Origin of the sequence: Rhabdobacter roseus (genome assembly GCF_014202275.1) — a bacterium.
Lineage (GTDB): Bacteria > Bacteroidota > Bacteroidia > Cytophagales > Spirosomataceae > Rhabdobacter > Rhabdobacter roseus.
On the sequence record NZ_JACHGF010000004.1, the window covers coordinates 340,905 to 353,284 of the forward strand.

14 protein-coding genes and 1 tRNA gene are annotated in these 12,380 nt (G+C 56.6%); 4 read left to right on the top strand and 11 right to left on the bottom strand.

What is annotated here, in order from left to right; genetic code table 11:
- Nucleotides 1–47 precede the first annotated feature (47 nt).
- The 10 genes from HNQ92_RS15430 to asnS form a co-directional block, all read right to left on the bottom strand.
- Nucleotides 48–929 (bottom strand): F0F1 ATP synthase subunit gamma, encoded by an 882-nt coding sequence (locus tag HNQ92_RS15430; RefSeq protein ID WP_184174947.1) that lies wholly within the window; start codon nucleotides 927–929, stop codon nucleotides 48–50.
- 11 nt (nucleotides 930–940) lie between these two features.
- Nucleotides 941–2,473, bottom strand: coding sequence for an alternate F1F0 ATPase, F1 subunit alpha (locus tag HNQ92_RS15435; protein WP_184174948.1), 1,533 nt, complete (start codon nucleotides 2,471–2,473; stop codon nucleotides 941–943).
- 51 nt (nucleotides 2,474–2,524) lie between these two features.
- Nucleotides 2,525–3,304, bottom strand: coding sequence for a F0F1 ATP synthase subunit B family protein (locus HNQ92_RS15440; RefSeq protein ID WP_184174949.1), 780 nt, complete (start codon nucleotides 3,302–3,304; stop codon nucleotides 2,525–2,527).
- Nucleotides 3,305–3,319: 15 nt separating this feature from the next.
- Nucleotides 3,320–3,589, bottom strand: coding sequence for a F0F1 ATP synthase subunit C (locus HNQ92_RS15445; RefSeq protein ID WP_184174950.1), 270 nt, complete (start codon nucleotides 3,587–3,589; stop codon nucleotides 3,320–3,322).
- 73 nt (nucleotides 3,590–3,662) lie between these two features.
- A complete protein-coding gene (locus HNQ92_RS15450; protein ID WP_184174951.1) occupies nucleotides 3,663–4,322 on the bottom strand; it encodes a F0F1 ATP synthase subunit A in 660 nt (219 codons plus the stop codon).
- A complete protein-coding gene (locus HNQ92_RS15455; RefSeq protein WP_184174952.1) occupies nucleotides 4,312–4,620 on the bottom strand; it encodes an ATP synthase subunit I in 309 nt (102 codons plus the stop codon). Before HNQ92_RS15455 ends, HNQ92_RS15450 begins: the two co-directional genes overlap by 11 nt.
- Nucleotides 4,613–4,930: an AtpZ/AtpI family protein gene (locus tag HNQ92_RS15460; RefSeq protein WP_184174953.1), complete on the bottom strand. Its 318-nt coding sequence runs from the start codon at nucleotides 4,928–4,930 to the stop codon at nucleotides 4,613–4,615. Before HNQ92_RS15460 ends, HNQ92_RS15455 begins: the two co-directional genes overlap by 8 nt.
- Before the next feature lie 14 nt (nucleotides 4,931–4,944).
- The gene (locus HNQ92_RS15465; RefSeq protein ID WP_184174954.1) at nucleotides 4,945–5,346 is read right to left on the bottom strand and encodes a F0F1 ATP synthase subunit epsilon; all 402 of its coding nucleotides are present in this window, start codon (nucleotides 5,344–5,346) and stop codon (nucleotides 4,945–4,947) included.
- 25 nt (nucleotides 5,347–5,371) lie between these two features.
- Nucleotides 5,372–6,802 (bottom strand): F0F1 ATP synthase subunit beta, encoded by a 1,431-nt coding sequence (gene atpD, locus HNQ92_RS15470; protein ID WP_184174955.1) that lies wholly within the window; start codon nucleotides 6,800–6,802, stop codon nucleotides 5,372–5,374.
- A gap of 176 nt (nucleotides 6,803–6,978) precedes the next feature.
- On the bottom strand, nucleotides 6,979–8,415 hold the full coding sequence (asnS, locus tag HNQ92_RS15475) for an asparagine--tRNA ligase (RefSeq protein ID WP_184174956.1): 1,437 nt from the start codon (nucleotides 8,413–8,415) through the stop codon (nucleotides 6,979–6,981).
- 334 nt (nucleotides 8,416–8,749) lie between these two features.
- Here asnS and rpoN point away from each other — a divergent pair, with 334 nt between their 5' ends.
- The 4 genes from rpoN to HNQ92_RS15495 all read left to right on the top strand — a co-directional run bounded on the left by rpoN (nucleotide 8,750) and on the right by HNQ92_RS15495 (nucleotide 11,931).
- Nucleotides 8,750–10,201, top strand: a complete 1,452-nt coding sequence (gene rpoN / locus HNQ92_RS15480) for an RNA polymerase factor sigma-54 (RefSeq protein ID WP_184174957.1) — start codon at nucleotides 8,750–8,752, stop codon at nucleotides 10,199–10,201.
- 93 nt (nucleotides 10,202–10,294) lie between these two features.
- Complete coding sequence (locus HNQ92_RS15485) at nucleotides 10,295–10,933, top strand: Re/Si-specific NAD(P)(+) transhydrogenase subunit beta (protein ID WP_184174958.1); 639 nt, start codon at nucleotides 10,295–10,297, stop codon at nucleotides 10,931–10,933.
- A gap of 55 nt (nucleotides 10,934–10,988) precedes the next feature.
- Entirely contained in the window at nucleotides 10,989–11,768 is a 780-nt protein-coding gene (locus tag HNQ92_RS15490; RefSeq protein WP_184174959.1) for an enoyl-CoA hydratase/isomerase family protein, read from the top strand.
- An 89-nt stretch (nucleotides 11,769–11,857) separates the two neighbouring features.
- Nucleotides 11,858–11,931, top strand: a tRNA-Arg gene (locus tag HNQ92_RS15495).
- A gap of 89 nt (nucleotides 11,932–12,020) precedes the next feature.
- Here the strand turns inward: HNQ92_RS15495 and HNQ92_RS15500 are convergent.
- Nucleotides 12,021–12,362 (bottom strand): hypothetical protein, encoded by a 342-nt coding sequence (locus tag HNQ92_RS15500; protein WP_184174960.1) that lies wholly within the window; start codon nucleotides 12,360–12,362, stop codon nucleotides 12,021–12,023.
- Nucleotides 12,363–12,380: the final 18 nt, after the last annotated feature.

The window sequence follows — 12,380 nt, forward strand, 5'->3', positions numbered from 1 at the left end:
CGGATTCCTACTCCAAAAACCGTCCACGGACTTAGGCGGGAGGTACCTTAGTCTTTCCCCAGCAGTTCAAAGCCCGACACGACGTCGAAGAGTTCGGCGTCGATGGTACTTTGGCGGAAGCGGTGGTAGCGTTGGGTGAGCTCCTGGAGAATTTCCTCAATATTTTTTTCGGCCCGTTGCATGGCCATGAGTCGGCTGGTATTTTCGCTGGCCAGGGATTCGGTACAAGCCTTGAAAAGCGATACAAACAGGTACTCCCGAATGAGGGCCTGTAGGGTGGGCGTAGAGGGCCCCTGTACGTGCGGAACGCAGGGCGTGGGCCAGGGCGTGTGCAGCAGTTGCTGGTACCAGTTTTTGTCCAGCGGGAGCAGCAACTGCCCGGTAGGCAGGTACCCGCCCTGCGCTACGGGCTGGTGATGAAAAAGGTAGAAATCCGTAATGCCCTCCTGCCGCTGGCTTTCTTCCAGCTGTTGAAGTACCTGGCCCACCAGTTGGGTTACGGCAGCCACGGAGTAGGGGGCCGTGTAGAGCCGGGCCGGGTGGTAGGTACCTCCCTCCAAGTGTCCGTAGAGCCTTTCGCCCACGACCCACACTATTTTCTCTCCGGGTAAGGTACTTAGGTGGTCCGTCAGGTAGTCGGCCAGGAGGTCGTTGAACTGTCCCACCAGCCCCTGATCGGACCCCAGCGCCAGCACGCCTACGGTTTTTTGGGCGGAGGCTGGAGGGGAAGGAGGAAGGGTACGCAGGCCTTCGTGACGAAAGTAGGCCGCCAGCCCCAGGGCCACCGTCTGGTGGTAGTCGTGCAGGGAAGTGAGCGCGGCTTCATACTGCTCGATGTTGGCGGCAGCCATGGTTTTCATGGTACGTACCACCGATCCCAGGTCCTGGGCACCGTCTATTTTTCGGGCTATGGCCTGCAAGGTTTCCATAAAGAGGCTGGTTAGCTGTCTTTCGTAAAATCCGTCAGCACTTCGCGCGCGGCGGCCGTGATCGTTTGACGGTCTTCGTCGGACAAGGGCTGCGCCCAGTACAACCGCTCCATCAGGCTGGCTTTCAGGTCCTCCCGCGCCAACTGGTGCAACTGGGCTTCGGCCGTGGGTATTTGCTCGAGGGGTACCTGCGTGAGCAGGCCGCTGGTAAGTGCCACCAGCACCACGATCTGCTCGGGTACCGAGAGTGGCCGTAGCTCGGGCTGTACCAGGCAGGCCCGGATGCGTTGGCCGTAGTCAAGGGTTTGGGTTGTGGCTTCGTCGAGCCGGGCACCGAAGCGCGCAAAGGACTCCAGTTCCTCAAACTGGGCGTAGGCGAGTTTGAGGCTTCCGGCCACCGCCCGGTAGGCCGAGAGTTGTGCCTTCCCGCCCACGCGCGACACGGATTTTCCTACGTCAACGGCCGGAAGTACCCCCAGCGAAAACAGCGTAGGTGAAAGGTAGATCTGCCCGTCGGTGATGGAGATGATGTTGGTAGGAATGTAGGCCGACATGTTCTGGGCTTCCGTCTCCACGATGGGCAGGGCCGTCAGCGAACCTCCGCCCAGCTCTTCGCTCAGGTGGGTACTTCGCTCCAGCAGGCGCGAGTGGATGTAAAAAATATCGCCCGGAAAAGCTTCCCGCCCCGGCGGACGCCGCAGCAGCAGCGACAGCTCCCGGTAGGCCCGGGCGTGGTTGGTCAGGTCGTCGTAGACGATCAGTACATCGCGGCCCCGTTCCATGAAAAACTCCGCAATGCTGGTGGCTGCATAGGGGGCAATGAATTGCAAACCCGGCGAGGTATTGCCTTCGGCTACCACCACAACGGTGTAGTCCATAGCTTCTTTCTCTTCGAGCCTCGCAATGACGTTGGCCACGGAGGAGGCGCGCTGGCCGATGGCGCAGTAAATACAGATGACGTCCTGGTCGCGCTGGTTGATGATGGCGTCCAGGGCCAGGGCCGTCTTGCCGGTCTGGCGGTCGCCCAGAATGAGCTCCCGCTGCCCGCGCCCCACCGGAATCAGCGCATCGACTACTTTCAGGCCCGTTTGCAGCGGGGTACTTACTGCCGCCCGGTCCATGATGGCCGTAGCGGGACGCTCCACCGGGTAGCGCTCGGTACCTACCAGGGTACTTTTTCCGTCCAGCGGTTCACCCAACGGGCTTACTACCCGCCCCAACAGCGCATAGCCCACGGGGACGTCCATCACCCGGCCGGTGCGTTCTACTTCGTCGCCGGCTTTGAGCAGGGCGTCGTCGCAAAGCAGTACCACGCCTATTTCGTGGGCGTCTACGTTGAAGGCGATCCCGTACAGGTTGCCCCGAAAGCGGAGCAATTCTTCGTAGCCTACGTTGGGCAGGCCGGTTACCTTGGCTATTCCGGCCGACACGCTTTGCACCACGCCTACTTCCCGCAGAGCCAGGGTAGGCTGGTAGGTGGCGCGTCGTTGTTCTACCTCAGCAAAGGTTTTGTCAAGGGTATGGAGGAGGCTGGTCGGTGCCATAGCATATAAAATCAGGGTGTGATACTAAAAGGGAGGTACCTCGACGGCGGGTCAAGCGGTCTTTTCGGCCGGTTCGCTGGCCGTTTCCAGGATGCGTGTTTCCAAATCGCGGAGGTAGTCCGATACGTTCCAGGATAGCTTGTAGCCTTCGGCGCTTAGCTCGATTCCGTTCAGGAGCTCAGGCCGGGTGGAAAAATGCAGCGGAGGGGTACTTCCCAGTACCTGGGTCAACGTTTCCTGCAACATAGCCCGTTGATCGGCGGCGAGCTCAAAAGCACTGTAAAGGGTCAGCGGTGGCTGCTCGGAGGGGGATTGGAAAGCCGTTACTAGCGGTTTCCGTTCGGTTTCGCCGAGCTGTTTTAGTCGCTCCACAAACACCGCCACCATCTGTTCTTCGAGGCTCTGAGAGGCCAGGTCGGTCAGGATTTGCTGGCTAATGGCAATCACCTCGTGTTGAATCCGTGCCCTCACCACCTGCTGGGCGCTTCCCTGTTCGTCCCGAAGCGCTTGTTCCAGGGTTAGCCGCAGGGTTTGGATCTCGGCCCGGCTTTCTTCCAGGAGCCGTTTTCGTTCCGCTTTAGCTTGGTCCACGGCCTCTTGCAGCAGCTCCTGGCGCTGGTGGTCAAAGGCTTCATTTTTTTGCGCAAGTACCTCTCCCTTTTGGGTAGCTTCCAGCATCCTGGTGTTCGCTTCCTGCAGCTGGGCGGCGACCCGCCGCTCGCGCGCATCAATGGCTTCCAGAATAGGCTTGTAGAGAAACCGCTTCAGTAACCAAACCAGCACGAGGAAATTAACAATCTGCGCGGCAACCGTAAACCAATCGATTAGCATGACAGCGTCGTTTTATTAATTTGAAATGATGTAGTTCCAGAAGGGATTGGCAAAAATGATGATCATGGCGACCACAAAGCAGTAGATGGCCGTAGACTCGACCATGGCCAGCCCCACAAAGAGCGTACGGGTAATGGTGGGAGCGGCGTCGGGCTGCTGAGCCAGTGATGCCAGGGCGGACGCCACGGCTTTGCCCTGTCCAAGGGCCGGGCCAATGGAGCCGATGCTGATCGTGAGACCGGCGGTAGCAATGGAAATGATGGCGATTAAGGTTACGTTATCCATAGAGGTAAAGTTTGAAGGAAAGTAAGTCGTGTTCGGTTAGGTACTTGGGTTAAAATCATTGCTTTGGGAAAAATCAGCGGGTTGCGGCGGCTATGTACACCGCCGCCAGAATGCTAAAAATATAGGCCTGGATCATGCCCGTGAGCATGCCCAGGGCTGTCATCACGATCGGGAACAGGAAAGGGGTAATACTCAGCAGGATGCTCACAATCACGGCCCCGCTCATCATATTACCAAACAACCTCACCGCCAGCGCCAGCGTGCGCGAGAGCTCCCCGATGATATTAAAGGGCAGCATGATGAAGCTGGGCTGCAAATAGGAGGAAAGGTACTTTAAGAGACCTACCTCCAAAATGCCAAAAACCGGCACGGCCAAGAACACACAGACGGCCAGAGCCGCCGTGGTGGAAAGGGAGCTGGTGGGGGGATGATAGCCCGGCACAATGGCCAGCAGATTGGAAACGGCGATGAACAAAAACAAAGTACCCAGGAAAGAGATGTACTTTTTGGGCTCGCGGATTCCTACTTCGCGGATCTGCTCGTTGATGCCGATCACGATGATTTCAAGGGTACTTTGCCAGCGCGAAATGCGATGCTCGGTAAGGAGGCGGCGGGTAACCAGCCGGGACGCCACGACCATGAGTAGCATAAGTACCCAGGTGGTGGCGATGGTGGCGTTGATTTTTACAAATCCGTATTCCCACAGGATGATTTCGTCCGGACTAAGTCTCATGGGTAGCCTCCTTTCTGTTCGGTGCGGCGGGATTGGCCTGCACCCACCGGATACTCACCACCCGCACGAGCAAAAAACCGGCCACACAGACCAGCAAACGCGGCCAGGCACCAGCCGACAGCCAATAGAAGCCGGCCAGGGCCATCCCGATGCGAAGCACATAGCTGGGCAGTAGCCAAAGGGCGGGGTAGCGCGCAGTCAGCGCTTTCTTGACGGTGAGCCACAGGCCACCAAAGTACAGGCCGCCCAGTACCAGTCCGCCCGCCAGGGAAATCAGGTAGTCGAATAGATTACTCATCGTTGCCATTATTTTCCTTTTGGTGTATTTCTGTATCTTCTTTTCCCAGCCACTGCCAGGCAATCACACAACCTACCATCAACCCCACCACCAGCAGGCTTAGGGTCCAGGAGTGGTTCTGCGGATAGCGGCGGTCCAGCCATACGCCGAGGCTCGTGCCGATCAGGGCAGGTATCGCCACCGACCAGCCTACGAGCCCAAACATCCCCAGCCCGAACCAGACGCTTTGGTTTTGGCGTTGAGCGGTCAGTTTGCGTTCCGCTTTTTGCTCGATTTGGCGGCTAAAATGGTTCGGTTCCTCGGGGTTCATCCTAGTTCGTTTGGCTAATCGTGAAACTGCTTCAAGGTCCGTATCAAGCCGGTTTCCATGCGGGTCATGGCCGCCCGCAGGTCCTTCTCGCTAGTTTGAAGTACCTTAAATTCCTTTTCGACGGCCTCCTTGAGGGTACGAAGGTCGTCGCCCTGGATGGCGTGACGTACTGAAAGCCGCACCAGGGGACCCGTCTTCACCAGAATGCCTTCGTCAACGGCCAGGTACAGTACCTGGCCTTCGTCGGTTTCGTACTCAAAAATGCTGGGTACCACGGCGGCTACGCAGTCGAGCCGATTGGGCAGTATCCCAAACGAGCCACCGGCGGTTTCGGCTACCAGGCGCGTGACCCGACCTACTTCGGAAAAAACCCGAAACGGCAGCAATACTTTCAACGTAGCGTAGCGCGCTTCCATGCGGATAGATTGATATTGATTAGGTTCAACTGGGTCGGTTCTTCAAGTTACGGGCCTTTTCGTGCACGTCTTCCAGGGTACCTACCATGTAAAAAGCACTCTCGGGGTAGTCCTTGAGTTCATCCTGCAAAATGGCCTCGCAGCCATCCAGCGATTCTTTAAGGCTAACGTCCTTGCCGGGCATGCCGCTGAACTGCTCCGTAGAAAAGAAGGGTTGAGTCAGAAAGCGTTCCAGGCGGCGGGCACGGCCTACCAGCGCCCGGTCTTCGGGGGCCAGCTGCTCCAGGCCTAGCATGGCAATGATGTCCTTGATTTCCTCGTAGTTGGAGAGCGTCTTGCGTACCTGCTGGGCCACCCGGTAGTGCCGCTCACCAATAACCCCCGGCGTGGCCATTTTGGAGCCCGACTGCAACAGGTCCACGGCCGGGTACAGGCCCTCGCTGGCCCGCTTGCGGGAAAGTACCAGGGAAGCCGACAGGTGCGCAAAGGTATGGACCGCCGCCGGGTCGGTGAGGTCGTCGGCTGGTACGTACACAGCCTGGATGGAGGTGATGGCCCCCTTGTCGGTGTTGGCGATGCGCTCCTGGAGTTTGGCCAGTTCGGTACCCAGGGTAGGTTGGTACCCCAGCCGGGAGGGGATCTGCCCCATGAGCCCGGAAACCTCCATGCCGGCCTGAATAAACCGGAAGATATTGTCGATGAGCAGAAGCACGTCCCGCTGTTCGTCGTCGCGGAAGTACTCGGCCATGGTAAGTGCGGCGTGGCCCACCCGAAAACGCGCACCGGGTGGCTCGTTCATTTGGCCAAACATCATGACGGTATTTTTAAGTACCCCCGCCTCTTTCATTTCGTAGTAAAGCTCCTGGCCTTCGCGGCAGCGCTCACCAATGCCGCAAAACAGGCTAACGCCTTCGTGGTGCGCCACCATGTTGTTGATGATCTCGGTCAGGAGTACGGTCTTTCCCACGCCCGCGCCACCGAACAGCCCGGCTTTGCCGCCACGCTCCAGGGGTACCAGTACGTCGATGGCCTTGATGCCGGTTTCAAAAATAGAGGATCGCGTGGAACGCTGGCTCAGGGGAGGAGGGGCCTGGTGAATACTGCGCCAGGAGACGTCTTCCGGGGGTGGAAGCTTGTCAATGGGCTCGCCAAAGGTATTGAACATCCGCCCGAGCGTGGCGGGCCCCACGGGTACTTTGAGGGGAGCGTTCGTATTTTTTACCCACGTACCCCGCCGCAGTCCCTGCGTGGGGGTGAGGGCAATGCCCCGGACGTTATGGGTGTCCAGCTGAGCCAGCACTTCGATGGCAATCCGGTGGTCGTCTCCAGCGTAGAGCATGGTGTGCATGGCCGGAACCGAATCCTCAAACCAGATGTCTACAACGCTCCCGCGTACCGAAATAACCTTTCCCTGATGCGCCCGGGTGTCCTCTTTTGTAACTTCTCCTGTGTACATAGCCTATGGGGGGTATGGATCGTGAGTGGTAGCAAAAAAGTACCTTGTATTTCAAAGATACGCCGATGAGGAGGCAAAACCTATAATTATCGGGCAAATTGACGCAGATCATAAAAAAACCGGGGAGAATGTCAGCATTCTCCCCGGTCATGGGCAGGTTACAAAATGGGGTACTTTTAGAACTCAGCGCTCTTGGGATAACGCGGGAAGGGGATCACATCCCGGATGTTGCCCATACCCGATACAAAAAGTACCAGCCGCTCGAAGCCCAGTCCGAAGCCCGCGTGCGGAGCCGTGCCGAACTGCCGCGTTTCGAGGTACCACCAGAGGTTTTCGGGCTCAATACCTACCTCATGTACGCGCTCAAGGAGTTTATCGTAGTTTTCTTCGCGCTGGCTACCGCCGATGATCTCCCCAATGCCGGGAAAGAGCACGTCCATGGCCCGCACGGTTTTCCCGTCTTCGTCGAGCTTCATATAGAACGCCTTGATTTCCCGAGGGTAGTTGGTCAGGATCACCGGCTTCTTGAAGTGTTTTTCCACCAGGTACCTTTCGTGCTCGCTTTGCAGGTCGATGCCCCATTCCACCGGGTACTGAAACTTTTTCTCCTTGTGGGGTTTGCATTTCAGCAAAATCTCGATGGCTTCGGTATAGGTGAGTCGCTCGAAGGGGTTTTCCACCACGAAGCGCAGCTTTTCCAGCAGGGGCATGGAGCGCTCGGTCTGGGGCTTGTTTTTTTCTTCTTCGGCCTGGCGCTTTTCCAGAAACGCCAGGTCGTCGGCGCAGTGTTCGAGGGCGTAGCTGATCACGTACTTCACAAAGTCCTCGGCCAGGTCCATGTTGTCTTCCAGTTCGAAGAAAGCCATTTCGGGCTCAATCATCCAGAACTCGGCCAGGTGCCGCGTGGTGTTGGAGTTTTCGGCGCGGAAAGTAGGCCCAAAGGTATAGATCTTGGAAAGCGCCAGGGCACCCAGCTCCCCTTCCAACTGCCCCGATACGGTGAGGTTGGCCTCGCGGCCGAAGAAATCCTCGCTGAAGTCGATCTTGCCTTCCTCGTTTTTGGGTGGATTGTATAGGTCCAGCGTCGTCACCCGGAACATCTCCCCCGCGCCCTCGGCGTCGGAGGCGGTAATGATGGGCGTATGGAGGTAGAAGAATCCGTTGTCGTTGTAGTACTTATGCACGGCAAAAGCCAGCGCGTGCCGCAGCCGCAGAATGGCTCCAAACGTGTTGGTGCGGGGCCGCAGGTGAGCTATTTCGCGGAGAAATTCCAACGAGTGCTTTTTGGGCTGGAGCGGATAGTGGTCTGGATCGGCCGTGCCGTACACCTCCACCGACTCTATTTTTACTTCTACTGCCTGTCCCGAGCCCAGTGATTCTACGAGTTGGCCGGTTACATTCAGGCAGGAGCCCGTCGTAATAAGGCGTAGGGTGTCGTCCGGGATCTCGCCCGGCGCGGCTACGGCCTGGATGTTGTGGATCGTGGAGCCGTCGTTGATGGCGATGAAGATCGCATTTTTACTCTCGCGCTTGGTACGTACCCAGCCTTTCACGACCACCGACTGCCCCACCTGGGCGTCTTTCAGGAGTTGTTTGATCTGTACAGGACCCATGTATATTGGATAATAGAGATAGTATGGTTTTGCTCAGTGCAATGAGGTCGCAAAATTACAAATTACGCGTCGAAAACCTACCCGCCCAGCGCTATTCGTACCGGAATTGTAACTTCCTTTTTGTGCCTAAAAGTAGACAAAAAAGGAAGAAGTGATGAAATTTAAGTAATTGTTTATGAATGTATTACATAAATTTTGTAACTTTTTTCATTCGTTTTTGAGAGAATATGGTAAATTGGTACGACTATTGATAGCCAAGTTGCAAAAGAGCGTTCGTTTCGTGTGGAAGATAGTGGGCTATAAACTCAGCTTTATGATAAACAACTACTGAACCATGCAAAAACTGATTCTTAATCAAAGTCTGCTGCAAAAATTATCCCCACAGCAGATTCAATTCATCAAACTTTTGCAAATTCCCACGGCCGAGCTAGAAGGACGCATCAAAGAAGAGATTGAGATCAATCCGGCGCTGGAAGAAGGCGCCGAGGAGATCCAGAAAAATGAGTTCGAAGCGGAGTTTGACGAAGATTCCGACTACGACGATCGGCGCAACGATGAGCTCGACATCGATGGATACCTTAACCAGGATGAGCTCAATGGCTACAAAATGTACGGCGATGGTACTTTTCAGGACGAGGAAGAGCGCGAAATGCCGATGGCCTCGCGTCACACCCTGGCCGACAGCCTCTACCAACAATTTGGGTTTTTGCTCCTGACGGAGCAGCAACGCCTGCTGGGCCTGCACCTGCTGGGAAGCATTGAAGGCGACGGGTACCTGCGCCGCCCCTTGCGCTCCATAGCCAATGACCTGGCCTTTACGCAGGGGATCTATACCAGCGAGCCGGAGCTGGAAAAGGTACTTCATAAAATACAAACCCTGGAGCCTGCGGGCATTGGTGCCCGCGACCTGCCCGAGTGCCTGCTGCTGCAACTACGCCGCAAGAAGCAGTCGGACCTGATCGTGCAGCTGGCGATCCAGGTCATTGAGCATTACTTCGAAGAATTTTCTAAAAAGCACTACGAAAAAATTCAGAAGCGCCTGGGGATGTCGCAGGAAGAAGCCCGGCAGGTACTTTTGCTCATTACGCGCCTCAATCCCAAGCCGGGCTCGGTAGAGGGCGACGACGACCGGGCGCACTACCTCACCCCGGACTTTATCCTGATCAACAACAACGGACGGCTGGAAGTAACCCTCAACAGCCGCAACGCTCCTGAGTTGCGCGTCAACCGGTCTTTTGCCGAAATGCTGGATACCTACCACAAAAGCGATAAAACCAACAAGAACATCCGCGAGACGGTCACTTTCGTGAAGCAAAAGCTCGACTCGGCCAAGTGGTTCATTGATGCCATCAAACAGCGGCAGGCTACGCTCATGCGCACCATGAATGCCATCCTAAGGTACCAGTACGATTTCTTCCTGGACGGCGACGAAAACCGGCTGCGCCCCATGATCCTCAAAGACATTGCCACCATCATCGAGATGGACGTCTCGACGGTGTCACGGGTGGCGAGCAGCAAGAGCATCCAGACCGAGTTCGGCCTCTACCCGCTGAAGTACTTTTTCTCCGAAGGAATCTCCACCGAGTCGGGCGAGGACGTCAGCAGCCGGGAGGTCAAGAACATCCTGCGCGAGCTCATCGAAACCGAACCCAAGCGCAAGCCTTTCTCGGACGACAAGCTCGAAAAAATGCTCAACGAAAAGGGGTACTTTATAGCCCGCCGCACGGTGGCTAAGTACCGCGAGCAGCTCAATATTCCCGTAGCGCGCCTGCGCAAGCAGATTTGAGCCGTATACACACCGAGCCAAACTTTTTTTGCGTTGTTGATGTACCCTTTTAGGAGTACATTTGTCGTGTGTATACTAACCCTGGCGCAAAAATTGAATACCCGCTTAGCTAACTTTTTGTCGGTGGCCTTCCACCCCCTGTTGCTACCCACCTACCTATTTGGCGTTCTTTTCTGGTTAGTTCCCGACCTGCTGGGGGTGAGTTCGCTGGCGCTGTCGGCGCAGGGCAGCCTGTTGCTTTTGTTGTTTCTGAATACCTTCGCCGCTCCCGCCCTGCTCATTTACTACTTCTACCGGCTGGGCTTTGTGCAGAGCCTGCGGCTCGAAACCCTCCGCGACCGCCAGATTCCCTACGTCATCACGGTGCTTATCTACGTGCTGTCTACCTACCTGTTTGGCTGGCGGTTTCAGCCCATCAGTGAGCTGGCTCCGCAGATCGCCATTGTGCTGGGTAGCATCACTTTTGCCATGGCCGTGGTAGCCGTGGTGAGCCTGCGCTGGAAAATCAGCGCCCACGCCACCGGCATCGGCGGCTGCGTGGGGGCCATCAGCGGGCTTTTTGTGCGCTACGGCGATTTCCACCTCTTCTACCTGCTTGTGGGCTCGGTGCTCCTGACCGGCTGGCTGCTCAGCGCGCGCCTGCACCTCAACGCCCACACGCCGGGCCAGATCGGCGCCGGACTGCTGCTGGGGCTGCTGGTGAGCGTCGAAACCGTCTTTGTATTTTTTTGATAACTACCTTCAATTAAGTACCTTCACTGCTGCACTCATTGTATCAACACCTGCTATGTACGAGAATCTGCTGTACGAAGTTACCGATAGCGTGGCCCGGATCACCCTGAACCGGCCGGACGTTTACCACGCTTTGAGCCCGGCGCTACTCCGGGAGCTGGCCCAGGCCGTGCAGACCGCCGAGGCCGATACCCGCGTGCGCGTACTACTGCTCACGGCCACGGGCGACAAGGCCTTCTGCTCCGGCGCTGACCTCAAGGCTGGGCTGGGCGAAGCGAGCGGCATGGGCGAAGCACTGCGGACGGGCTACATTCCCCTTATTATGGCGCTCCGCTCCATTCCCAAGCCGGTGGTAGGACGGCTCAACGGCCTGGCCGTAGGGGCGGGCTGCTCGTTGGCGCTGGCCTGTGACGTGGTATTGGCTAGAGAAGACGCCTACCTGAGCCTGATGTTCGTGCAGATTGGCCTCATGCCCGACGCCGGGGCTACCTACTTCCTGCCCCGCCTGGTGGGTATGGCGCGGGCCTTCGAGCTGGCTTCGACGGGTCGACGGGTGTACGCGCCGGAGGCGGCTCAGCTGGGCCTGATTCACCGGGCGGTACCGGCCGCCGAGCTGGACGCCGCCGTGGAAGAGACGCTTCATTACTACCGCCACGCGCCCACGCGGGCCATTGGTGCCATGAAGCGGGTACTCAACGAAGCGTATCACTCCGACCTCCCCACGCTGCTGGAGCTGGAAGCACAACAGCAAGACGAACTCGGAGCCAGCCGCGACGCCGCAGAGGGTATTACGGCCTTTTTGCAAAAACGTAAGCCTGATTATCAGGGTAGATAGCATTTTTATGGCAGTAGTTGTAAAAATTTAAGAGCCAGAATTTGGTAGAATTGAGTTTGGCTGCTATTTTTGCAGTCCAATTCGGAAACGGATTCGTAGCTCAATTGGATAGAGCACCTGACTACGGATCAGGAGGTTTGGGGTTCGAATCCCTACGAGTCCACACTTTTTATCATAAGCCCCTGCAAATTAAAAACTTGCAGGGGCTTATTATTTTGGGGGACGAGTTAGGGGACGATTTTGGCCTGAAAATCAAGGCTTTCCGTTGTGGCAATCCCTCAATGATAGCCATTCGAGCGAATGCCAGATCTTAGCAAAACGAGCAAAGAAAAAAGCAATTTGGGCTGTGTGGGAGGCAATGGTAAGGGCCTCCTCTGGGCTGATTTCCCAGCCCTGGTCCTTGTCGTTGTTATTCAGCATAATGATCGATACCAGCTGATAAAGATGCTCAGCGACGAAATCAGGACCAACGCTATCAAAAAAACTATTTATGTGTTCATAGAGCGCTTTCTGCTGTTCGCCTGAGTAGGGGCTAGGGGCCTCCCACCAGGGGGCGGGGACTTGAGGTGTTTGGTTGTTTATGGGAGTATTCATGATTTCAAGAACTTTAAA

Excerpts from the sequence above, each read along its gene's own strand:
- HNQ92_RS15450 (WP_184174951.1), bottom strand. The coding sequence starts at position 4,322 with ATGAGACTTAGTCCGGACGAAATCATCCTGTGGGAATACGGATTTGTA.
- HNQ92_RS15445 (WP_184174950.1), bottom strand. The coding sequence starts at position 3,589 with ATGGATAACGTAACCTTAATCGCCATCATTTCCATTGCTACCGCCGGT.
- HNQ92_RS15460 (WP_184174953.1), bottom strand. The coding sequence starts at position 4,930 with ATGAACCCCGAGGAACCGAACCATTTTAGCCGCCAAATCGAGCAAAAA.
- HNQ92_RS15490 (WP_184174959.1), top strand. The coding sequence starts at position 10,989 with ATGTACGAGAATCTGCTGTACGAAGTTACCGATAGCGTGGCCCGGATC.
- HNQ92_RS15430 (WP_184174947.1), bottom strand. The coding sequence starts at position 929 with ATGGAAACCTTGCAGGCCATAGCCCGAAAAATAGACGGTGCCCAGGAC.
- HNQ92_RS15455 (WP_184174952.1), bottom strand. The coding sequence starts at position 4,620 with ATGAGTAATCTATTCGACTACCTGATTTCCCTGGCGGGCGGACTGGTA.
- HNQ92_RS15465 (WP_184174954.1), bottom strand. The coding sequence starts at position 5,346 with ATGGAAGCGCGCTACGCTACGTTGAAAGTATTGCTGCCGTTTCGGGTT.
- rpoN (WP_184174957.1), top strand. The coding sequence starts at position 8,750 with ATGCAAAAACTGATTCTTAATCAAAGTCTGCTGCAAAAATTATCCCCA.
- HNQ92_RS15435 (WP_184174948.1), bottom strand. The coding sequence starts at position 2,473 with ATGGCACCGACCAGCCTCCTCCATACCCTTGACAAAACCTTTGCTGAG.
- asnS (WP_184174956.1), bottom strand. The coding sequence starts at position 8,415 with ATGGGTCCTGTACAGATCAAACAACTCCTGAAAGACGCCCAGGTGGGG.
- atpD (WP_184174955.1), bottom strand. The coding sequence starts at position 6,802 with ATGTACACAGGAGAAGTTACAAAAGAGGACACCCGGGCGCATCAGGGA.
- HNQ92_RS15440 (WP_184174949.1), bottom strand. The coding sequence starts at position 3,304 with ATGCTAATCGATTGGTTTACGGTTGCCGCGCAGATTGTTAATTTCCTC.
- HNQ92_RS15500 (WP_184174960.1), bottom strand. The coding sequence starts at position 12,362 with ATGAATACTCCCATAAACAACCAAACACCTCAAGTCCCCGCCCCCTGG.